The organism is Variovorax paradoxus (genome assembly GCF_022009635.1).
GTDB lineage: Bacteria > Pseudomonadota > Gammaproteobacteria > Burkholderiales > Burkholderiaceae_C > Variovorax.
Genome location: NZ_CP091716.1, coordinates 4,230,732 through 4,246,289, shown reverse-complemented (window position 1 = coordinate 4,246,289; position 15,558 = coordinate 4,230,732). Strand labels below are relative to the sequence as shown.

The following is a 15,558-nucleotide window of genomic DNA, read 5'->3' as shown; positions in this document are numbered from 1 at the left end:
TATTGTTTGCCTGTTGATCTTTGCGCTAGATCAAGTGTCTTTTTTGAGGCAGCATTTTCGAGCGTTCTTGAGTTTAATGGCTAATGCGGCGCTTGTTCTTCAGGTCCTGGCATTTTCTGTGATTTTTGTATGCCTGCCAAACCTCTTGGTGCTATTGCTTCGTAGTCGATCGCATAGAACGCCTAGGATGTTTATCATTGGCTTGCTCGGTTTGGTAATAATTTTTGTGAGTGGATTTTGGATGATGAACTTGTTTTTAATAACGCTATCGCCTAAAAATTAGGATACTCTATGAAGTGTGCGTCGAGCATTTGGCTAATGCTTTGCAGCGCGACCGGATCGATCTCCTTATCGAGTTGCCCCCAATCAAGGGGCATCGTCGCATTCGGAACGCGGCAGCGTCGACTCGGCTGCCAGCGAGTGACTGGAGCGGACCGTGCAGTTGTCGAGGCATATGAACGCCAGTGGGTCTAAGAGCATTCAGTCTTCGGAAGTCATCCTGACCTCTACGGCTCCCTCGGCGGACGGCATTTTTCACGAACGTGGACGACGGCTGGTATGACCAAGTGGCCAGACGCCTGCTGGCCGTTACCGGCAAGGGCAGTGAGCCTTGGGTGGAGGCCTAAATGAGGCCGTCAGGCGTGGTGCATGTGATCCAGCGGATGAGCCGGCACGCTTTGGCCTACGCGGTGCTCAATTCATCCGGCCAATCAAGCCATCGAGCGAATCTTCCCGTGGTGCCATGGCCGCAGCCTTTCCGCATACCTCGGTGCGATCCGGTCGAAATGGGATCGGCTTGCGCTGGCCCCGACTTTGATGCCGAGCTTGTCACTGCCGAGACTCGCACCGTCGACTGGTGTGACGTTCTTGAATGACTTATTGCCAAGGGCTTCCGCAAGCCGGATGGCGATGGGGTCGTCAATGCGCTTGCCGAGGAGGGGCATCGAGAAGCAACTAAGTGATATCTTGTTGAGCCATGCGGTTTCAGATTTGAGCGGTGAGATCGTTGACGAGCATTAGCGTCCGGCAGCCGCAGCCGCAGCCGCAGCCGCAGCCGCAGCCGCAGCCGCAGCCGCAACATTCGCCACGCCCGGCGCGGGGCTGCTGAGTACCTCGATGCTCAGGTCGGCGAGCAGCGTCGCAGCAGGCGCCATCGAGGCCTGGGCCAGCACCACCACATCGGCCGAGCTGGCCGCCTTGCGAATGGCGGCGGCCACTGTGTCCGCATAGCGGGCGATGTCGCCGGCTTCGAAATGGGGCCATGCATCGGCGATCAGCAATTGCTCCGGCTCAACCCGCACACCCGCGTCCGAAGCCGCGGACAGCACCAGGTCGACGGTCGGCGCCAGCGTGCTCTCGAGCGCGGCGGCGACCAGCACGCGCGGACCGGTGCGCACGGCGCGGTCGGCCATGGCGCGGTCGATGCGAAGGGCCCGGAATCGGCCGTGCGTCGGCGTGTCTTCGGCGATGCCACCGATGGTCGAGCAGGTGCACGCCACGACCCTGGCGCCGGCTGAAGCGGCTTCCTGCATGGCTGTATGAACACGGGCGACCAACGCCGCGTTGGAAACGCCGAAGGCGCGTGCATCGGCAAGCAGGTCTTCGCGCACCACATGGCGGGCAGGCATGCCCGGCGCGGCTTCGCCCAGCAGCCGTTCGAAGGTCGGAACGTGGGCCCGCGCCGTGTGAAGGAAGGCGATGGCGTGCGGCACCGCGTCAGCCCGCCGCGCGGGCGCGCTGGGCCTCATAGGCCTTGAGATGGACATACGCCGTGCGCAGCACCGAAGGCGTCGCGGCATGCCCCGGCGCCGCGCGGCCCAGCAGGTCGCCGACGATGTGATCGGCTTCCACTTGCGCACCGCGCACGATGTCCTTGTACATCGATGCCGTCATCGGCGAGCCGGCGGCGGTCATGATGGCGCGGCCGCGCTGCACGGCCGCCGGGCGCGGCGCGAAGCCGTTGTGTTCGGCGATGGCGCAGCATTCGCCGAAGATCGACAGCGCCACGTCTTCGCCGCCCGCCGCCATGATGTCGCCGATGGAGGCGCGCATCAGGCTGGTGAGGCCCGCCGCCGAGGCGATGAAGACCCACTTCTCCCACATGTCCTGCGAGATGGTCTCGCTCGCGTTGCCGTCGAACTTCGCGCCGGCGAATTGCGCTGCGATGGCGTCGACGCGCGCCGAGCGGCCGCCGGCGCGCTCGCCGTAGCTCAGGCCGTGCGTGTCGTTCAGGTGCAGCACGCGGCCTTCGTCGTCCAGCGTGGCGGAGATCATGCAAAGCCCGCCCAGCACCCGCTCTTCGCCGAAGCGCGCGGCCAGGGTGTCGATGTGCTTCATGCCGTTGAGCAGCGGAAGGATCACCGTGTTCGGCCCGACCGCGGGGGCGAACGAGTCCATGGTCGATTCGAGGTCATAGGCCTTGCTGCCGGCGATGACCACGTCGTAGGGCCCGTCGATGCCGTCCGCCAGCACATGCCTGGGCGCGGGAAGCTGCAGGTTGCCGAACGGGCTCTGCACCACCAGCCCGGTCTTGGCGAGCTGCGCCGCGCGGCGCGGGCGCAGCAGGAAGGTGACGTCGCGTCCCGCCTCCAGCAGACGGCCGCCGAAATAACCACCGAGTGCGCCGGCACCCACCACCAGAAATCTCATCGCGTATCGCTCCTGAATCAGTCGAACCAAAAAGATCGACGGCGATGATGCCCGGGATTGCGCCGCGCCGCCTCAGGCCGGCGCGTTGTCCAGCAGCCGCTGGCGGGAAAAGGGGCGCAGGTCGAGCGCGCTCTCGCGGCCCAGTACATGGTCGGCGATGGCGTCGCCCAGCCCGGCCGAATGCTTGAAGCCGTGGCCCGAGCACGCCGAGGCGACGAGCACGTTGGGCAGGCCGTCGAGCGTGTCGATCACGAAGCGGCGGTCGGGCGTCACGGTGTACATGCAGGCGCGGGCCTTGAGCGCGCGCCCGTGGATCTGCGGAAAGCGGCCCGCCACGCGGTCGCGGTACATGGCGGCGCTTTCTTCGGGGCTCACGGTGCGGTCGATGGCGTCCGGCGTGGTCGATGCCACGTACTGCTCGGTCGCGACCTTGAGCGCGGGCTGCGCCGGGTCGGAGGCTGGGAAGCCGTACATGTAGTCTTCCGGCGCGTCGCCGAACATCCAGATGAAGATGGGGAAGCGGCCGGGCGCGAAGTCGGCGGCGGCGTTGCCTGCGTCGAACCAGTGCATCACCTGGCGGTGCACCGAGAAGTCGCCTTGCCACGCCTGCCAGTCGGCGCGCGCCTGTTCGCCCAGGAACTCGGGCAGCCATGCGCCGGCCGAGACCACGACGCGGTCGGCGGTGAAGCTGGCGGTGTCCGTGCGCACGCGCACGGTGTCGCCGTTGCCCACGGGCTCGACGGCGCGCACGCGCTCGCCGGTGCGCGTCTGCGCGCCCGAGGCGCGGGCCACGGCCAGTTGCGCGCCGATGGCGTCTTCGGGCCGCACGAAGCCGGCGTCGCGCTCGTGATAGCCGATCTCGTCGCCCTGCAGGTTGAACTGCGGAAAGCGCGCGCGGATGCCGGCCGCATCGAGCACCTCATGCGCGATGCCGAAGCGCTCCGCGCAGGCGATGGTGCGGCGCACGAAGTCGGACTTGCCGTGGTGCTCGGCCACGCGGTCGCGCGGCGCCAGCACGAGGCCGCTGGTGGTTGTCATCAGCGGCTTGCCGGTGCGCGCCTCGAGCTCACGCCAGATGGCATGCGAGCGCTGCACGAAAGGCACGTAGTCGTCGCCTTCGCCGATGGCCAGCCGGGTGATGCGCGAATCGCCGTGCGAGGAGCCCAGGTCGTGCGGTGGCGCGAACTGGTCGATGCCGAGCACGCGCGCGCCGCGCTGCGAGAGTTGGTAGAGCGTCGCGGCGCCCAGGGCGCCAAGGCCGACGACGATGACGTCGTAGTGGGAGGACTGTGTCACGTGAAGGTGTGCGGGTGGAGCTTCAGACGAGGTTCAGGTCGAGGAAGGCGTCCTTCACCTCGATGGGCTTGGGAATGAGCTTGAGTTGCGCGAACACGTCGGCCAGTCCCTGCTGTTCTCGGGCGATGGCGGGCGTGAGCGCGACCACGCCATATTGCCGCCGTTCGGTCGCCAGCGCCAGCACCTTGGGCTCGACCTTGAGCTGCGGCGCCAGCGTGGCCACCACCTCGGCCGGGTGAGCCTGCGCCCATTCGTTGGCCTTGCGCAGTTCGGCGAACACGGTGCGCAGCACTTCCTGGTTGGCGCGCGCGAAGCCGGGCTGCGCGAAATGGTAGGTGCGGTTGCCGCTCAGGCCCGCGCCGTCGAACAGCAGGCGCGAGTCGGTGGCCAGCTGCGCGGCGGCCAGGAACGGGTCCCACAGGCCGATGGCCGCGACGCTGCCCGACTGGTAGGCGGCGATGGTGTCGGAGGCGGTGAGGATGTAGACCGGTTCGATGTCCTCGTAGCGCAGGCCCGCCGCCTCGAGCGCGCGGATCAGCACGTACTGCGTGTTGTAGCCGCGACCGGTGACCACCTTCTTGCCCTTGAGGTCGCGCACGCCGCGGATCGGCGAATCGCGCGGCACCAGGAAGCCGACGCCGCCGGGGTAGGGGCTTTCCGCGGCGAGGTAGGCCAGGCCCTTGCCGCTGGCCTGCTGGAACACGCCGATGCCGTCCGAGGCATGGCCGAAGTCGATGGCGCCGGCGGCCAGCGCTTCCGACAGCTGGCTGCCGCCGAGGAACTCGCTCCATTCGACCTTCACGCCCGCAGGCGCCAGCGCCTTCTCGAGCTGGCCGGTGCCCTTGAGGATGTTGAGCGTGTTGAACTTCTGGTAGCCGATGCGAAGCGTCTGCGTGCGGGTTTGAGCGAACAGAGGGGCGGCCGTAGCGGCGATGGCGGCGGCACCGCCGGCCTGCAGGAGCCGGCGGCGGGAGAGCGAAGGGATGTGGTGCATGGCGCAGGCAAAAGTCCGCGACTGTAGGAGGCGCGGCGACGCTGTGCCACGAATGTTTTTTCATTTGCTCATGCGCAAGTCGGTGGGGCATATGCAAGCGGAAATTGCTTCGTTGGCGCGGGCGGCGGCGCTGCCTAGAGTCGCGGCTTTTCATATTTCCGGAGGGCAGGCATGAGCCGCAACAAATTCATCGTGACGAGCCTGGCGCTGGCCATCGGCTCCTTCACCCTCGGCGGCGCCGCGTGGGCCGACCGGCTCGACGACGTCAGGAAGGCCGGCGTGCTGCGCGTGGCCGCGTTCGACGGCAACCCGCCGTTCGGCTACATCGACCCGGCCAGCAAGAAGCAGGTGGGCCACGACATCGACCTGGCGACAGAGTTCGCCAAAAGCCTGGGCGTGAAGATCGAGCTGGTGCCGACCAACCCGGCCAACCGCATTCCGCTGCTGACATCGGGCAAGGTCGACGTGGTGTTCGCGAGCTTCACCATCACCGACGAGCGCGCCAAGGCCGTCGACTTCACCACGCCGTACTTCCTGGTGGGCCAGCAGTTCCTTGCAAAGAAGGGCGTGCTGAAGGACGCCGCGCAGATCAAGGACATCCGCATCGGCACCGAGAAGGGCACGACCATGGAGTCGAACCTGCGCAAGAACTACCCCGACGCCAAGGTGGTGCTGTATGACGATTCGCCCTTCGCGCTGGCCGCGCTGCGCAACGGCAACGTGCAGGCCATCACCAACGACGGCGTGAAGCTCACGGCGCAGTGGAACGCGATTCCCGACAAGGAAAAATACGAGATCCCGCCGATCACCGTATCGAAGGAATATCTTGGCGCCGCCGTGCCCAAGGGAGAGGCGCGATTGCTCGAGGCGCTGAACACCTGGCTGGTCGACAGCGAAAAGAACGGTCGCGCGCTGGCCATCTACGACACCTGGTTCGGCCCCAACAGCAAGGCGCCCCTGCCGCGCCTGCTGAAGATCGGCGACCAGCGCGTGGCGGCCAACTGAGGCCGATGCAGCCTTGATCGACCTGTTGCGCGAGCAACTGCTCGCGCCCCGTTACCTGGGCTGGCTGCTCGATGGCTGGCTGACGACGCTGTGGGTTTCGCTGCTGGTGTCGGCGGGCGCCACGGTGCTCGGCGTCTTCATTGCCGCCGGACGCTCGTCGAGCCGGCCGGCGCTGCTGCGCGCGACCGGCGCGTATGTCTCGCTGTTCCGCAACACGCCGCTGCTGGTGCAGCTTTTCTTCTGGTACTTCGGCGCGCCGGCGGTGCTGCCCGAAGCGGTGCGCGAATGGGTCTATGCCGGACACGTGCTGTCTTTCGAGCTGCTGTCGGCGCTGGTCGGGCTCACGCTCTACGCGGCGGCCTATGTGGGCGAAGACATCCGCTCCGGCATTCGCGGCGTGCCCGCCGGGCAGGCTCTGGCGGCTTCCGCGCTGGGCTTCACGCGCGCGCAGGTGATGTCGCAGGTGGTGCTGCCGCAGGCCCTGCGCATCGCGCTGCCGCCGCTGCTGGGGCAGTACATGAACATCGTCAAGAACACCTCGCTTGCGATGGCGGTGGGGCTGGTCGAGCTGTCGTACGCCTCGCGGCAGGTGGAGGCCGAGACCTTCAAGACTTTCCAGGCCTTCGGCTTCGCGACGCTGCTGTACATCGCGACCATCGGCGCGATCGAGCTGCTGGCGGCATGGACGGCACGCCGCCAGGGGAGGCCCGCATGGCGATGATCGAGACGCTGTGGGACAGCCTGCCGTACCTGCTGTGGGGCGCGTTTCCGCAAGGCCCGTTGGGCGGCGCGGCGCTGACGGTGCTGCTCAGCGTCGGATCGGCCGTGGCGTCGGCGGTGCTCGGGCTGGCCTGGGGCATCGGGCTGGCCAGCGCGCGGGGCTGGGCAAGGGCCGTGCTCACGCTGGCGCTGGCGTTCTTTCGTGCGATTCCGGTGCTGATGCTGATTTTCTGGACCTACTTCCTGCTGCCGTTCGCACTGGGCATCAGCGTGCCGGGCGTGCTGTCGGTGATGTGCGCGCTGTCGCTGGTGGGCGGGGCCTACCTGGCGCACGCGGTGAACGCGGGCATCCGGGGCGTGGGGCAAGGGCAGTGGGCGGCGGGGCTGTCGCTCGGGCTCACGCGCTGGGGCACGCTGCGCTTCATCGTGCTGCCGCAGGCGCTGCGCATGATGCTGCCGTCGTTCGTGAACCAGTGGGTCACGCTGGTGAAGGACAGCTCGCTGGCCTATATCGTCGGCGTGGGCGAGTTGTCGTTCGTGGCGTCGCAGGTCAACGCGCGCACCATGGTCTACCCGGCGGAAATCTTCATGCTGGTGGGCGCGATCTACTGGCTGCTGTGCACCGGGCTCGACCGGCTGGCGAACATGGCGGTGCGGCGGGCGCAGGCGAGGGCGCGGGGGCCCAAGAACTTTTCTGGAAAAGGTCTTGAGCGGTTCGCATAATCGCCTTCGTCAAAACGACGCCCTCATTTCACAGGAGTTCCATCCATGGCACAGATCCGCATCGCCGTTCTCGTCGGCAGCCTTCGCAAGGATTCGTACAACCAGAAGCTGGCCCTCGCGCTGGCGCATCTCGCTCCGGCCGATGTCACCTTCGAGCATCTGCGCATCGACGACCTGCCGGCCTACAACCAGGACGACGACGGCAACCAGGCGGCCCCGGTGAAGCGTCTGAAGACCGAGATCGCGGCGGCCCAGGGCCTGCTGTTCGTCACGCCCGAATACAACCGTTCCATCCCCGGCGTGCTGAAGAACGCCATCGACCATGCCTCGCGCCCCTACGGCCAGAGCGCCTGGGCCGGCAAGCCGGCGGGCGTGGTCGGCGTGTCGGTCGGCGCCATCGGCACCGCGCTGGCGCAGCAGCACCTGCGCAACATCCTGGCCTACCTCGACGTGCCCACCCTGGGCGCGCCCGAAGTGTTCCTGCAGGCCAAGGAAGACCTGTTCGACGACAAGGGCCACATCGGCAACGAAGGCACCAAGAAGTTCCTGCAGGGCTGGATGGACAAGTACGTGGCCTGGGTCAAGAACCACTCGGCCTGAGCGCCGCGCGCGCCAACGAAAAAGCCGCCCGTGAAGGCGGCTTTTTTTCATGGCGCGGGGCCGATGGATCAGGCGACTTGCGCCACGTCCTTCTGGTTGGCGGCCTCGCCGGTCGCCACCAGGATGTCGGCGCGGGCCGAGGCCAGGGCGGTGGCCTTGGCACCGTCGCCCATGGCCACGCCTTCGGCGCGCACGAAGCGCACGTCGGTGATGCCGAAGAAGCCGAAGATCACCTTGAGGTAGCTCTCCTGGTGTTCCATGGCCTGGCCGCCTTCGGAGGTCGAGTAGACGCCGCCGCGGGTCGAAGCCACGATGACAGTCTTGCCGCCTGCCAGGCCGACCGGGCCCTTGTCGGTGTACTTGAAGGTGCGGCCGACTTGCGCGAGGCGGTCGATCCAGGCCTTGAGCTGGGTCGGGATCGAGAAGTTGTAGAACGGCGTGCCGATGACGACCACGTCCGCGGCCAGGAACTGGCTCACGAGCTTTTCGGACAGGTCGTTCTCGCGCTGCTGCGCTTCGGTCGGCTGGGCTTGCACGCCGGTCTTGATGCCGAGCGAATCGGCGCTGAAGTGCGAGGGGGTGTCGACGGCCAGGTCGAGGTACTCGACGGTGGTGTCGGGGTGGGCGGCGCGCCAGGCGGCCACGGTCTCGGCCGAGAGCAGGCGCGAGGTGGAGTTGGCGGCGAGGATGCTGGAGTCGATGTGGAGCAGCTTCATGATCAGTCAATCACTTTCTTGGGGCTGTCGGCACTCAAGTTGGCCGGCGATGTGAGAATTCTATTTTTGGATGCAGTGGCTGATAAGTGGCCAAAATTGGCCTAGTTCGTTCTGTTTGCAGGACAATGGGCGGCATGCAAGACCTCAACGACATGGTTTTCTTCGCTGAAGTGGCCGAGCGGGGCGGCTTTGCCGCCGCCAGCCGGGCGCTGGGCATTCCCAAGTCGCGCCTGTCGCGCCGCGTGGCCGACCTGGAAGAGCGGCTGGGCGTGCAACTGATGCAGCGCAGCACGCGGCGGCTGTCGCTCACGCCGGCCGGCGAGATCTACCTGCGCCACGCCTCCGCCATGCGCGACGCGGCGCAGGCCGCCGCCGAGGCGGTGGCGCAGGTGCAGACCGAGCCCAGCGGGCTGGTGCGGCTGAGCTGCCCGGTGACCATCTCGCACAGCGGGCTGGCACAGCTGATGCCGGTCTTCATGGCGCGCTACCCGGCGGTGCGCATCGACATGCGCGTGATCAACCGGCCGGTAGACCTGATCGAGGAGGGCATCGACATCGCGCTGCGCGTGCGCCCCGAGATCGAGGACAGCACCGTGCTGGTGGCCAAGACCTTCGGCTACAGCCGCGGCGTGCTGATCGCCAGCCCGGAGCTGCTGGCGCTCCACGGTCCGGTGAACACGCCGGCCGATCTGGTGAAGCTGCCGACGGCGGCCATGTCGGTCAACGGCGAAGGCCGCAGCGACTGGCGGCTGGAAGGCCCGGGCGGCCAGACCTGGGTGCATTCGCACATTCCGCGCTACGTGGCGGACGACCTGGCGACGCTGCAGTTCGGCGCGCTGGGCGGTGTCGGCGCGACCATGCTGCCCGACTACATGTGCCGGGCCGATGTCGACGCCGGCCGGCTCGTGCGGGTGCTGCCTGAGTGGGGGCCGTCGCCCGTGGTGGCGCACATGGTGTTTCCGGCGCGGCGGGCGCTGGTGCCGGCGGTGCGGCGGCTGATCGACTTCCTGACGGAGCACCTGCAGAGCGTCGACATGCGCATGTTCTGAGCCCCAAGGCAGGGCGTTATGCGAAAAACGTCATATCCAAACAAGCAGATATTCGTTTGGCATTGAAGCAATGATTCGCACAATCCGAGGCTCCCATCCCATCCAGGAGCGACCATGGCAACTCTGCGACTCGGCGACACCGCCCCCAATTTCACCCAGGATTCCAGCGAAGGCCCCATCGACTTCTACCAGTGGGCCGGCGACTCGTGGGTCGTGTTCTTCTCGCACCCGGCCGACTTCACGCCCGTGTGCACCACCGAACTGGGCAAGACCGCGGCGCTGTCGGGCGAGTTCGCCAAGCGCGGCGTCAAGCCCATCGCGCTGAGCGTCGATCCGGCCACCAAGCACAAGGAATGGATCGGCGACATCAACGAGACGCAGAACACCACGGTGAACTTCCCCATCATCGCGGACGCGGACCGCAAGGTGGCCGACCTGTACGACCTGATCCACCCGAACGCCTCGACCACGGCCACGGTGCGCAGCGTCTACATCATCGACCCCAAGAAGATCATTCGCACGACCATCACCTACCCGGCGTCGACCGGCCGCAACTTCGACGAGATCCTGCGCGTGATCGATTCGCTGCAACTCACCGACAGCCACAAGGTCGCCACGCCCGTGAACTGGAAGGACGGCGACGACGTCGTCATCGTGCCGAGCATCCAGGACCCGGCCGAACTCGCCGAGCGCTTCCCCAAGGGCTTCAAGGCCGTCAAGCCTTACCTGCGCATCACGCCGCAGCCCAACAAGTAAGCAGGACGGGGCAGCGTCGTCATGCAGACCCGTGTTGTCATCGTGCCCGGCTGGCGCGACTCCGGGCCCGGCCATTGGCAGAGCCTGTGGGAAGAGCGCATTCCGGGCGCGGCGCGGGTGGTGCAGGACGACTGGGCCTCGCCCAAGCGCGATGCCTGGGTCTCCACGCTGGCCAGGCTGGTGCTCGAGAGCGACGGCCCGGTGGTGATCGCCGCGCACAGCCTGGGCTGCATCGCCACGGCGCACCTGCCGGCAGAGGCCGCGGCACGCATCCAGGGCGCGTTGCTGGTGGCGCCGGCCGACCCCGAGCGCCGCGCGGTGCTGTCCGACTTCGCCCCCGTGCCGTATGCGGCGCTGCCGTATCGCAGCATCGTGGTGGCCAGCAGCAATGACCCGTTTTGCCCGATCCGCCTGGCTGGTGCATATTCGCGCGCCTGGGGCAGCGAGTTCGTCCGCATGCAGAATGCGGGCCACATCAACATCGACTCGGGACACGGGGACTGGCCGCTGGGCCTTGCCTTGCTCCAGTCCTTGACCGACGAGCCCGCCGCCTGGTCGGCGGGCCGTGAATTTTCAGAAACTTTGGCAATCACATGACTTCCAGAATCAAGACCTTCGTCGCCGTGCTCGCGCTGGCGTCCTCCGCACTCGCCGGCAGCAGCGCCTTCGCCCAGGGCACGTCGCTGCTGAACGCCTCGTACGACGTGGCCCGCGAGTTCTACAAGGACTACAACGCGGCCTTCGTGGCGCACTACAAGAAGGCCACCGGCAAGGACGTCAAGATCGACCAGTCGCACGGCGGCTCCAGCGCGCAGGCCCGCGCGGTGGCGGACGGCCTCGATGCCGACGTGGTGACGATGAACACCTCGACCGACATCGACTTCCTGGCCAACGCCGGCGTGGTCGCCAAGGACTGGACCAAGAAATTCCCCGAGAACGCATCGCCGACCACGTCGACCATGCTGTTCCTGGTGCGCAACGGCAACCCCAAGGGCATCAAGGACTGGGACGACCTGGTCAAGCCCGGCGTGCAGGTCGTGATCGTCAACCCCAAGACCGGCGGCAACGGCCGCTACGCCTACCTGGCGGCATGGGGCTACATCAAGAAGAAGGGCGGCACCGACGCCCAGGCCGCCGAGTTCGTCGGCAAGCTGTTCAAGAACGTACCGGTGCTGGCACGCGGCGGGCGCGACGCGACCACCGCCTTCCTGCAGCGCAACATCGGCGACGCGCTGATCACCTTCGAATCGGAAGTGGTGTCTATCGACCGTGAATTCGGTTCAGGCAAGGTCGATTCGGTGTACCCGTCGATCAGCATCGTGGCCGAGAACCCGGTGGCCGTGGTCGAGCGCACCGTCAACAAGAAGGGCACCGGCGAACTGGCCAAGGCCTACCTCGACTGGCTCTACTCCGAAGAAGCACAGGAAATCGCCGCCAAGCACGCGCTGCGCCCGCGCTCGCAGACCGTGCTCAAGAAGTACGCCGCGACCTTCAAGCCGCTGCAGCTGTTCACGGTGCAGGAACTGTTCGGAAGCCTGGGTGAAGCGCAGAAGGTGCACTTCAACGACGGCGGCCAGTTCGACAAGCTCTATACGCCCGGCGCGAAGTAAATGAGCGGCGCTGTTCCTTCGGCGCTCCCGTCCGCGGGAGCGCCTTTTTCGCGTGCCAACCGGGCAGGCGGCGCCAAGCGCGTGCTGCCGGGTTTCCACATCACGCTGGGCTTCTCGATCCTGTATCTGAGCCTGATCGTGCTGATCCCGCTGTCGGCGCTGGTCTTCAAGACCTTCACGCTGACCTGGGACCAATTCTGGGTGGCCGTGACGGCGCCGCGCGTGATGGCCTCGTACCGGCTGACCTTCGGCGCCTCGCTGTTCGCCGCCATCGTCAATGCGGTGTTCGGCCTGCTGGTGGCCTGGGTGCTGGTGCGCTACAAGTTTCCGGGCAAGCGCATCGTCGATGCGCTGGTCGATCTGCCTTTCGCGCTGCCGACGGCGGTGGCCGGCATTTCGCTGACCGCGCTGCTCGCGGGCAACGGCTGGATCGGGCAACTGCTCGAGCCGCACGGCATCAAGCTGGCGTTCACGCCGGCGGGCATTGTCATTGCGCTGATCTTCATCGGGCTGCCGTTCGTGGTGCGCACGGTGCAGCCGGTGCTGGAAGACGCCGAGAAAGAACTCGAAGAAGCCGCCACCTCGCTCGGCGCGACGCGGCTGCAGACCTTCACCAAGGTGATCTTTCCGTCGATCGCGCCCGCGTTGCTCACCGGCTTTGCGATGGCCTTCGCGCGCGCCATCGGCGAATACGGCTCGGTGATCTTCATCGCCGGCAACATGCCGATGATCTCGGAGATCACGCCGCTCATCATCATCGGCAAGCTGGAGCAGTACGACTACGCGGGCGCCACCGCGGTCGCGCTGGTGATGCTGGTCATTTCGTTCGTGCTGCTGCTGGTCATCAACGGCCTGCAAGCCTGGCAGCGTCGCCGCGCGGGAGCCTGACATGAGCGCACCTTCCAAAGTCATTCGCCGCGCGCAGGCCGGCACCACCGAATCCGCCTGGGTGCGCTGGACGCTGATCGGCATTGCGCTCGGTTTCATGTTCCTGTTCCTCGTGCTGCCGCTGGCCGCCGTGGCAACCGAGGCGCTGCGCAAGGGCGTCACGGCCTACCTCGACGCGCTGAAAGAGCCCGACGCCTGGAGCGCGATCCGCCTCACGCTGATCACGGCCGCCATCGCGGTGCCGCTGAACCTGGTGTTCGGCGTGGCCGCGGCCTGGGCCGTGGCCAAGTTCGAGTTCCGCGGCAAGGCCTTTCTCACCACGTTGATCGATCTGCCGTTCGCGGTGTCGCCGGTGGTTGCGGGCCTGATCTATGTGCTGGTGTTCGGCGCGCAGGGCTGGATCGGCCCGTGGCTCGCCGACCACGACATCAAGATCATCTTCGCCGTGCCCGGCATCGTGCTGGCCACCGTGTTCGTGACCTTTCCGTTCATCGCGCGCGAGCTCATTCCGCTGATGCAGGCGCAGGGCACCGACGAGGAGCAGGCCGCCATCGTGCTGGGCGCGACCGGCTGGCAGACCTTCTGGCGCGTGACGCTGCCCAACATCAAGTGGGGCCTGCTGTACGGCGTGATCCTGTGCAACGCGCGCGCCATGGGCGAGTTCGGCGCGGTGTCGGTGGTGTCGGGCCACATTCGCGGGCAGACCAACACCATGCCGCTGCATGTGGAAGTGCTCTACAACGAATACCAGTCGGTGGCCGCGTTTGCCGTGGCTTCGCTGCTGGCCATCCTGGCGCTGGTCACGCTGGTGATCAAGTCGGTCATCGAATGGCGCCACGAGCGCGAGATGAAAGCCATTGCCGAGCTGCCCCCGGAACGGCCCCCTGAAACCACGGCGGCCTGAGCCTGAGAGAGAAGAAATCATGAGCATCGAAATCCGCAACATCAGCAAGCAGTTCGGCGACTTCCGCGCGCTGCGCGACGTGAACCTCGACGTCGAATCGGGCGAACTCGTCGCGCTGCTCGGCCCCTCGGGCTGCGGCAAGACCACGCTGCTGCGCATCATCGCGGGGCTGGAGACGGCCGACAGCGGCAGCATTTTGTTCTCGGGCGAAGACACCACCGACGTGCACGTGCGCGAGCGGCAGGTGGGCTTCGTGTTCCAGCACTACGCGCTGTTCCGCCACATGACCGTGTTCGAGAACGTGGCCTTCGGCCTGCGCGTGAAGCCGCGCAAGGAGCGCCCGAGCGACGCGCAGATCAAGGCCAAGGTGACCGACCTGCTCAAGCTGGTGCAGCTCGACTGGCTGGCCGACCGCTACCCCTCGCAGCTCTCGGGCGGCCAGCGCCAGCGCATCGCGCTGGCCCGCGCGCTGGCCGTGGAGCCCAAGGTGCTGCTGCTGGACGAGCCCTTCGGCGCGCTCGACGCCAAGGTGCGCAAGGAACTGCGTCGCTGGCTGCGCCGGTTGCACGACGAGCTTCACGTCACCTCGATCTTCGTCACGCACGACCAGGAAGAAGCACTCGAAGTGGCCGACCGCGTGGTGGTCATCAACAAGGGACAGATCGAGCAGGTCGGCTCGCCGCAGGAGGTGTGGGACCAGCCGGCCAGCCCCTTCGTCTACGGCTTCCTGGGCGACGTGAACCTGTTCCACGGCCGGGCCGACAACGGCGCGGTGCAGCTCGACGGCATGCGCCTCGATTCGCCCGAGCACAGCGGCGCGCGCGATGCCAAGGCGCGCGCCTACGTGCGCCCGCATGACATCGATGTGACACGCTACGTGGCCGGCGCTTCGGGCATCGTCGCCACGCTGGCGCGCGCCATCGTCGTCGGACCCATCGCGCGGCTGGAACTTGAGCCCACCGAATCGAATCCAGATAATCCGGGCTCCGGAACCATCATCGAAGCGCAACTCCCTGCGCAACAGTTCCGTGACCTGGGCTTGAAGGAAGGCGACACCGTCGTCGCCAACCCGCGCAAGGCCAGGGTGTTCGTAGAAGAAGATTGGGTATCTCCTTGATCGATTGGTACTTCGGCGCGCCGCGCCGCGCGTATGGGCTGATCTGCCTGGCCTGCGTTCTCATGCTGGCCTTCGGGCTCTATCTGCAACACGTGGTGGGGCTCGAGCCTTGTCCCATGTGCATCGTGCAGCGGTATGCGCTGGTGCTGGTGGCTCTCTTCACCGGCCTGGCCGGGGTTTTCCGCAGCGTCGGCCTGCGCTTCGTGGGCGGCCTGCTCGCACTGGTGGCCGCGGTGGGCGGTGCCTACACGGCGGCCTCGCAAAGCTGGCTGCAGTGGTATCCGCCTGAAGTCGTGTCCTGCGGACGCGACCTCTACGGGATGATCGAGACCTTCCCGCTCAAGCGCGCGCTGCCGATGATCTTCCGCGGCGGCGGCGACTGCTCGAAGATCGACTGGTCGCTGTTCGGCCTGACGCTGGCGAACTGGTCGTTCATCGCGTTCACGGTTCTGTCGCTGATGCTGATCGTGCTGCTGGTGCGCTCGCGCCGCGCGCGCTGAGCGCAGCTTCCGCAACCAAGCAAAAAAGACG

At 66.8% G+C, this 15,558-nt stretch carries 18 protein-coding genes; 12 read left to right on the top strand and 6 right to left on the bottom strand.

What is annotated here, in order from left to right:
- Window positions 1-710: 710 nt before the first annotated feature.
- The 5 genes from L3V85_RS19650 to L3V85_RS19630 all read right to left on the bottom strand — a co-directional run bounded on the left by L3V85_RS19650 (window position 711) and on the right by L3V85_RS19630 (window position 4,939).
- A complete protein-coding gene (locus L3V85_RS19650; RefSeq protein WP_237674412.1) occupies window positions 711-944 on the bottom strand; it encodes a hypothetical protein in 234 nt (77 codons plus the stop codon).
- 72 nt (window positions 945-1,016) lie between these two features.
- A complete protein-coding gene (locus L3V85_RS19645; protein WP_237674411.1) occupies window positions 1,017-1,712 on the bottom strand; it encodes an Asp/Glu/hydantoin racemase in 696 nt (231 codons plus the stop codon).
- 4 nt (window positions 1,713-1,716) lie between these two features.
- Window positions 1,717-2,649: a 2-dehydropantoate 2-reductase gene (panE, locus tag L3V85_RS19640; protein WP_237674410.1), complete on the bottom strand. Its 933-nt coding sequence runs from the start codon at window positions 2,647-2,649 to the stop codon at window positions 1,717-1,719.
- A gap of 72 nt (window positions 2,650-2,721) precedes the next feature.
- Window positions 2,722-3,945 (bottom strand): N-methyl-L-tryptophan oxidase, encoded by a 1,224-nt coding sequence (gene solA / locus L3V85_RS19635; RefSeq protein ID WP_237674409.1) that lies wholly within the window; start codon window positions 3,943-3,945, stop codon window positions 2,722-2,724.
- 22 nt (window positions 3,946-3,967) lie between these two features.
- Window positions 3,968-4,939 carry an aliphatic sulfonate ABC transporter substrate-binding protein gene (locus L3V85_RS19630; RefSeq protein ID WP_237674408.1) on the bottom strand — a complete coding sequence of 324 codons (972 nt, stop codon included), beginning with the start codon at window positions 4,937-4,939 and terminating at the stop codon, window positions 3,968-3,970.
- A gap of 171 nt (window positions 4,940-5,110) precedes the next feature.
- On the opposite strand from L3V85_RS19630, the gene L3V85_RS19625 reads away from it, so the two are divergent.
- Genes L3V85_RS19625 through L3V85_RS19610 form a run of 4 tightly spaced genes read left to right on the top strand, consistent with a single transcriptional unit; the run spans window position 5,111 to window position 7,987 of the window.
- The gene (locus L3V85_RS19625) at window positions 5,111-5,944 is read left to right on the top strand and encodes an ABC transporter substrate-binding protein (protein WP_237674407.1); all 834 of its coding nucleotides are present in this window, start codon (window positions 5,111-5,113) and stop codon (window positions 5,942-5,944) included.
- Between the two features lie 13 nt (window positions 5,945-5,957).
- Window positions 5,958-6,665, top strand: a complete 708-nt coding sequence (locus tag L3V85_RS19620) for an amino acid ABC transporter permease (RefSeq protein ID WP_337250089.1) — start codon at window positions 5,958-5,960, stop codon at window positions 6,663-6,665.
- Window positions 6,656-7,387 (top strand): amino acid ABC transporter permease, encoded by a 732-nt coding sequence (locus L3V85_RS19615; protein WP_237674406.1) that lies wholly within the window; start codon window positions 6,656-6,658, stop codon window positions 7,385-7,387. The genes L3V85_RS19620 and L3V85_RS19615 overlap by 10 nt, the downstream gene beginning before the upstream one ends.
- 45 nt (window positions 7,388-7,432) lie before the next feature.
- Entirely contained in the window at window positions 7,433-7,987 is a 555-nt protein-coding gene (locus L3V85_RS19610) for an NADPH-dependent FMN reductase (protein WP_237674405.1), read from the top strand.
- A 68-nt stretch (window positions 7,988-8,055) separates the two neighbouring features.
- Here L3V85_RS19610 and L3V85_RS19605 read toward each other — a convergent pair whose 3' ends face one another.
- On the bottom strand, window positions 8,056-8,703 hold the full coding sequence (locus tag L3V85_RS19605) for an FMN-dependent NADH-azoreductase (protein WP_237674404.1): 648 nt from the start codon (window positions 8,701-8,703) through the stop codon (window positions 8,056-8,058).
- A 134-nt stretch (window positions 8,704-8,837) separates the two neighbouring features.
- On the opposite strand from L3V85_RS19605, the gene L3V85_RS19600 reads away from it, so the two are divergent.
- The 8 genes from L3V85_RS19600 (at window position 8,838) to L3V85_RS19565 (ending at window position 15,527) form a co-directional block, all read left to right on the top strand.
- The gene (locus L3V85_RS19600; protein WP_237674403.1) at window positions 8,838-9,752 is read left to right on the top strand and encodes a LysR family transcriptional regulator; all 915 of its coding nucleotides are present in this window, start codon (window positions 8,838-8,840) and stop codon (window positions 9,750-9,752) included.
- A gap of 114 nt (window positions 9,753-9,866) precedes the next feature.
- On the top strand, window positions 9,867-10,508 hold the full coding sequence (locus L3V85_RS19595; protein ID WP_237674402.1) for a peroxiredoxin: 642 nt from the start codon (window positions 9,867-9,869) through the stop codon (window positions 10,506-10,508).
- A 21-nt stretch (window positions 10,509-10,529) separates the two neighbouring features.
- Window positions 10,530-11,105: an RBBP9/YdeN family alpha/beta hydrolase gene (locus tag L3V85_RS19590; RefSeq protein WP_237674401.1), complete on the top strand. Its 576-nt coding sequence runs from the start codon at window positions 10,530-10,532 to the stop codon at window positions 11,103-11,105.
- Window positions 11,102-12,118 carry a sulfate ABC transporter substrate-binding protein gene (locus L3V85_RS19585; RefSeq protein ID WP_237674400.1) on the top strand — a complete coding sequence of 339 codons (1,017 nt, stop codon included), beginning with the start codon at window positions 11,102-11,104 and terminating at the stop codon, window positions 12,116-12,118. The genes L3V85_RS19590 and L3V85_RS19585 overlap by 4 nt, the downstream gene beginning before the upstream one ends.
- Entirely contained in the window at window positions 12,119-13,006 is an 888-nt protein-coding gene (cysT, locus tag L3V85_RS19580) for a sulfate ABC transporter permease subunit CysT (protein ID WP_106934391.1), read from the top strand.
- A gap of 1 nt (window position 13,007) precedes the next feature.
- A complete protein-coding gene (cysW, locus tag L3V85_RS19575; RefSeq protein WP_237674399.1) occupies window positions 13,008-13,910 on the top strand; it encodes a sulfate ABC transporter permease subunit CysW in 903 nt (300 codons plus the stop codon).
- 19 nt (window positions 13,911-13,929) lie between these two features.
- Entirely contained in the window at window positions 13,930-15,027 is a 1,098-nt protein-coding gene (locus L3V85_RS19570) for a sulfate/molybdate ABC transporter ATP-binding protein (RefSeq protein WP_237674398.1), read from the top strand.
- Window positions 15,024-15,527, top strand: a complete 504-nt coding sequence (locus L3V85_RS19565) for a disulfide bond formation protein B (protein WP_237674397.1) — start codon at window positions 15,024-15,026, stop codon at window positions 15,525-15,527. The genes L3V85_RS19570 and L3V85_RS19565 overlap by 4 nt, the downstream gene beginning before the upstream one ends.
- Window positions 15,528-15,558 lie beyond the last annotated feature (31 nt).

Coding starts and splice junctions, on each gene's coding strand:
- L3V85_RS19650 (WP_237674412.1), bottom strand. CDS start 944: ATGCCCCTCCTCGGCAAGCGCATTGACGACCCCATCGCCATCCGGCTT.
- panE (WP_237674410.1), bottom strand. CDS start 2,649: ATGAGATTTCTGGTGGTGGGTGCCGGCGCACTCGGTGGTTATTTCGGC.
- L3V85_RS19630 (WP_237674408.1), bottom strand. CDS start 4,939: ATGCACCACATCCCTTCGCTCTCCCGCCGCCGGCTCCTGCAGGCCGGC.
- L3V85_RS19625 (WP_237674407.1), top strand. CDS start 5,111: ATGAGCCGCAACAAATTCATCGTGACGAGCCTGGCGCTGGCCATCGGC.
- L3V85_RS19615 (WP_237674406.1), top strand. CDS start 6,656: ATGGCGATGATCGAGACGCTGTGGGACAGCCTGCCGTACCTGCTGTGG.
- L3V85_RS19610 (WP_237674405.1), top strand. CDS start 7,433: ATGGCACAGATCCGCATCGCCGTTCTCGTCGGCAGCCTTCGCAAGGAT.
- L3V85_RS19605 (WP_237674404.1), bottom strand. CDS start 8,703: ATGAAGCTGCTCCACATCGACTCCAGCATCCTCGCCGCCAACTCCACC.
- L3V85_RS19600 (WP_237674403.1), top strand. CDS start 8,838: ATGCAAGACCTCAACGACATGGTTTTCTTCGCTGAAGTGGCCGAGCGG.
- L3V85_RS19595 (WP_237674402.1), top strand. CDS start 9,867: ATGGCAACTCTGCGACTCGGCGACACCGCCCCCAATTTCACCCAGGAT.
- L3V85_RS19590 (WP_237674401.1), top strand. CDS start 10,530: ATGCAGACCCGTGTTGTCATCGTGCCCGGCTGGCGCGACTCCGGGCCC.
- L3V85_RS19585 (WP_237674400.1), top strand. CDS start 11,102: ATGACTTCCAGAATCAAGACCTTCGTCGCCGTGCTCGCGCTGGCGTCC.
- cysT (WP_106934391.1), top strand. CDS start 12,119: ATGAGCGGCGCTGTTCCTTCGGCGCTCCCGTCCGCGGGAGCGCCTTTT.
- cysW (WP_237674399.1), top strand. CDS start 13,008: ATGAGCGCACCTTCCAAAGTCATTCGCCGCGCGCAGGCCGGCACCACC.
- L3V85_RS19570 (WP_237674398.1), top strand. CDS start 13,930: ATGAGCATCGAAATCCGCAACATCAGCAAGCAGTTCGGCGACTTCCGC.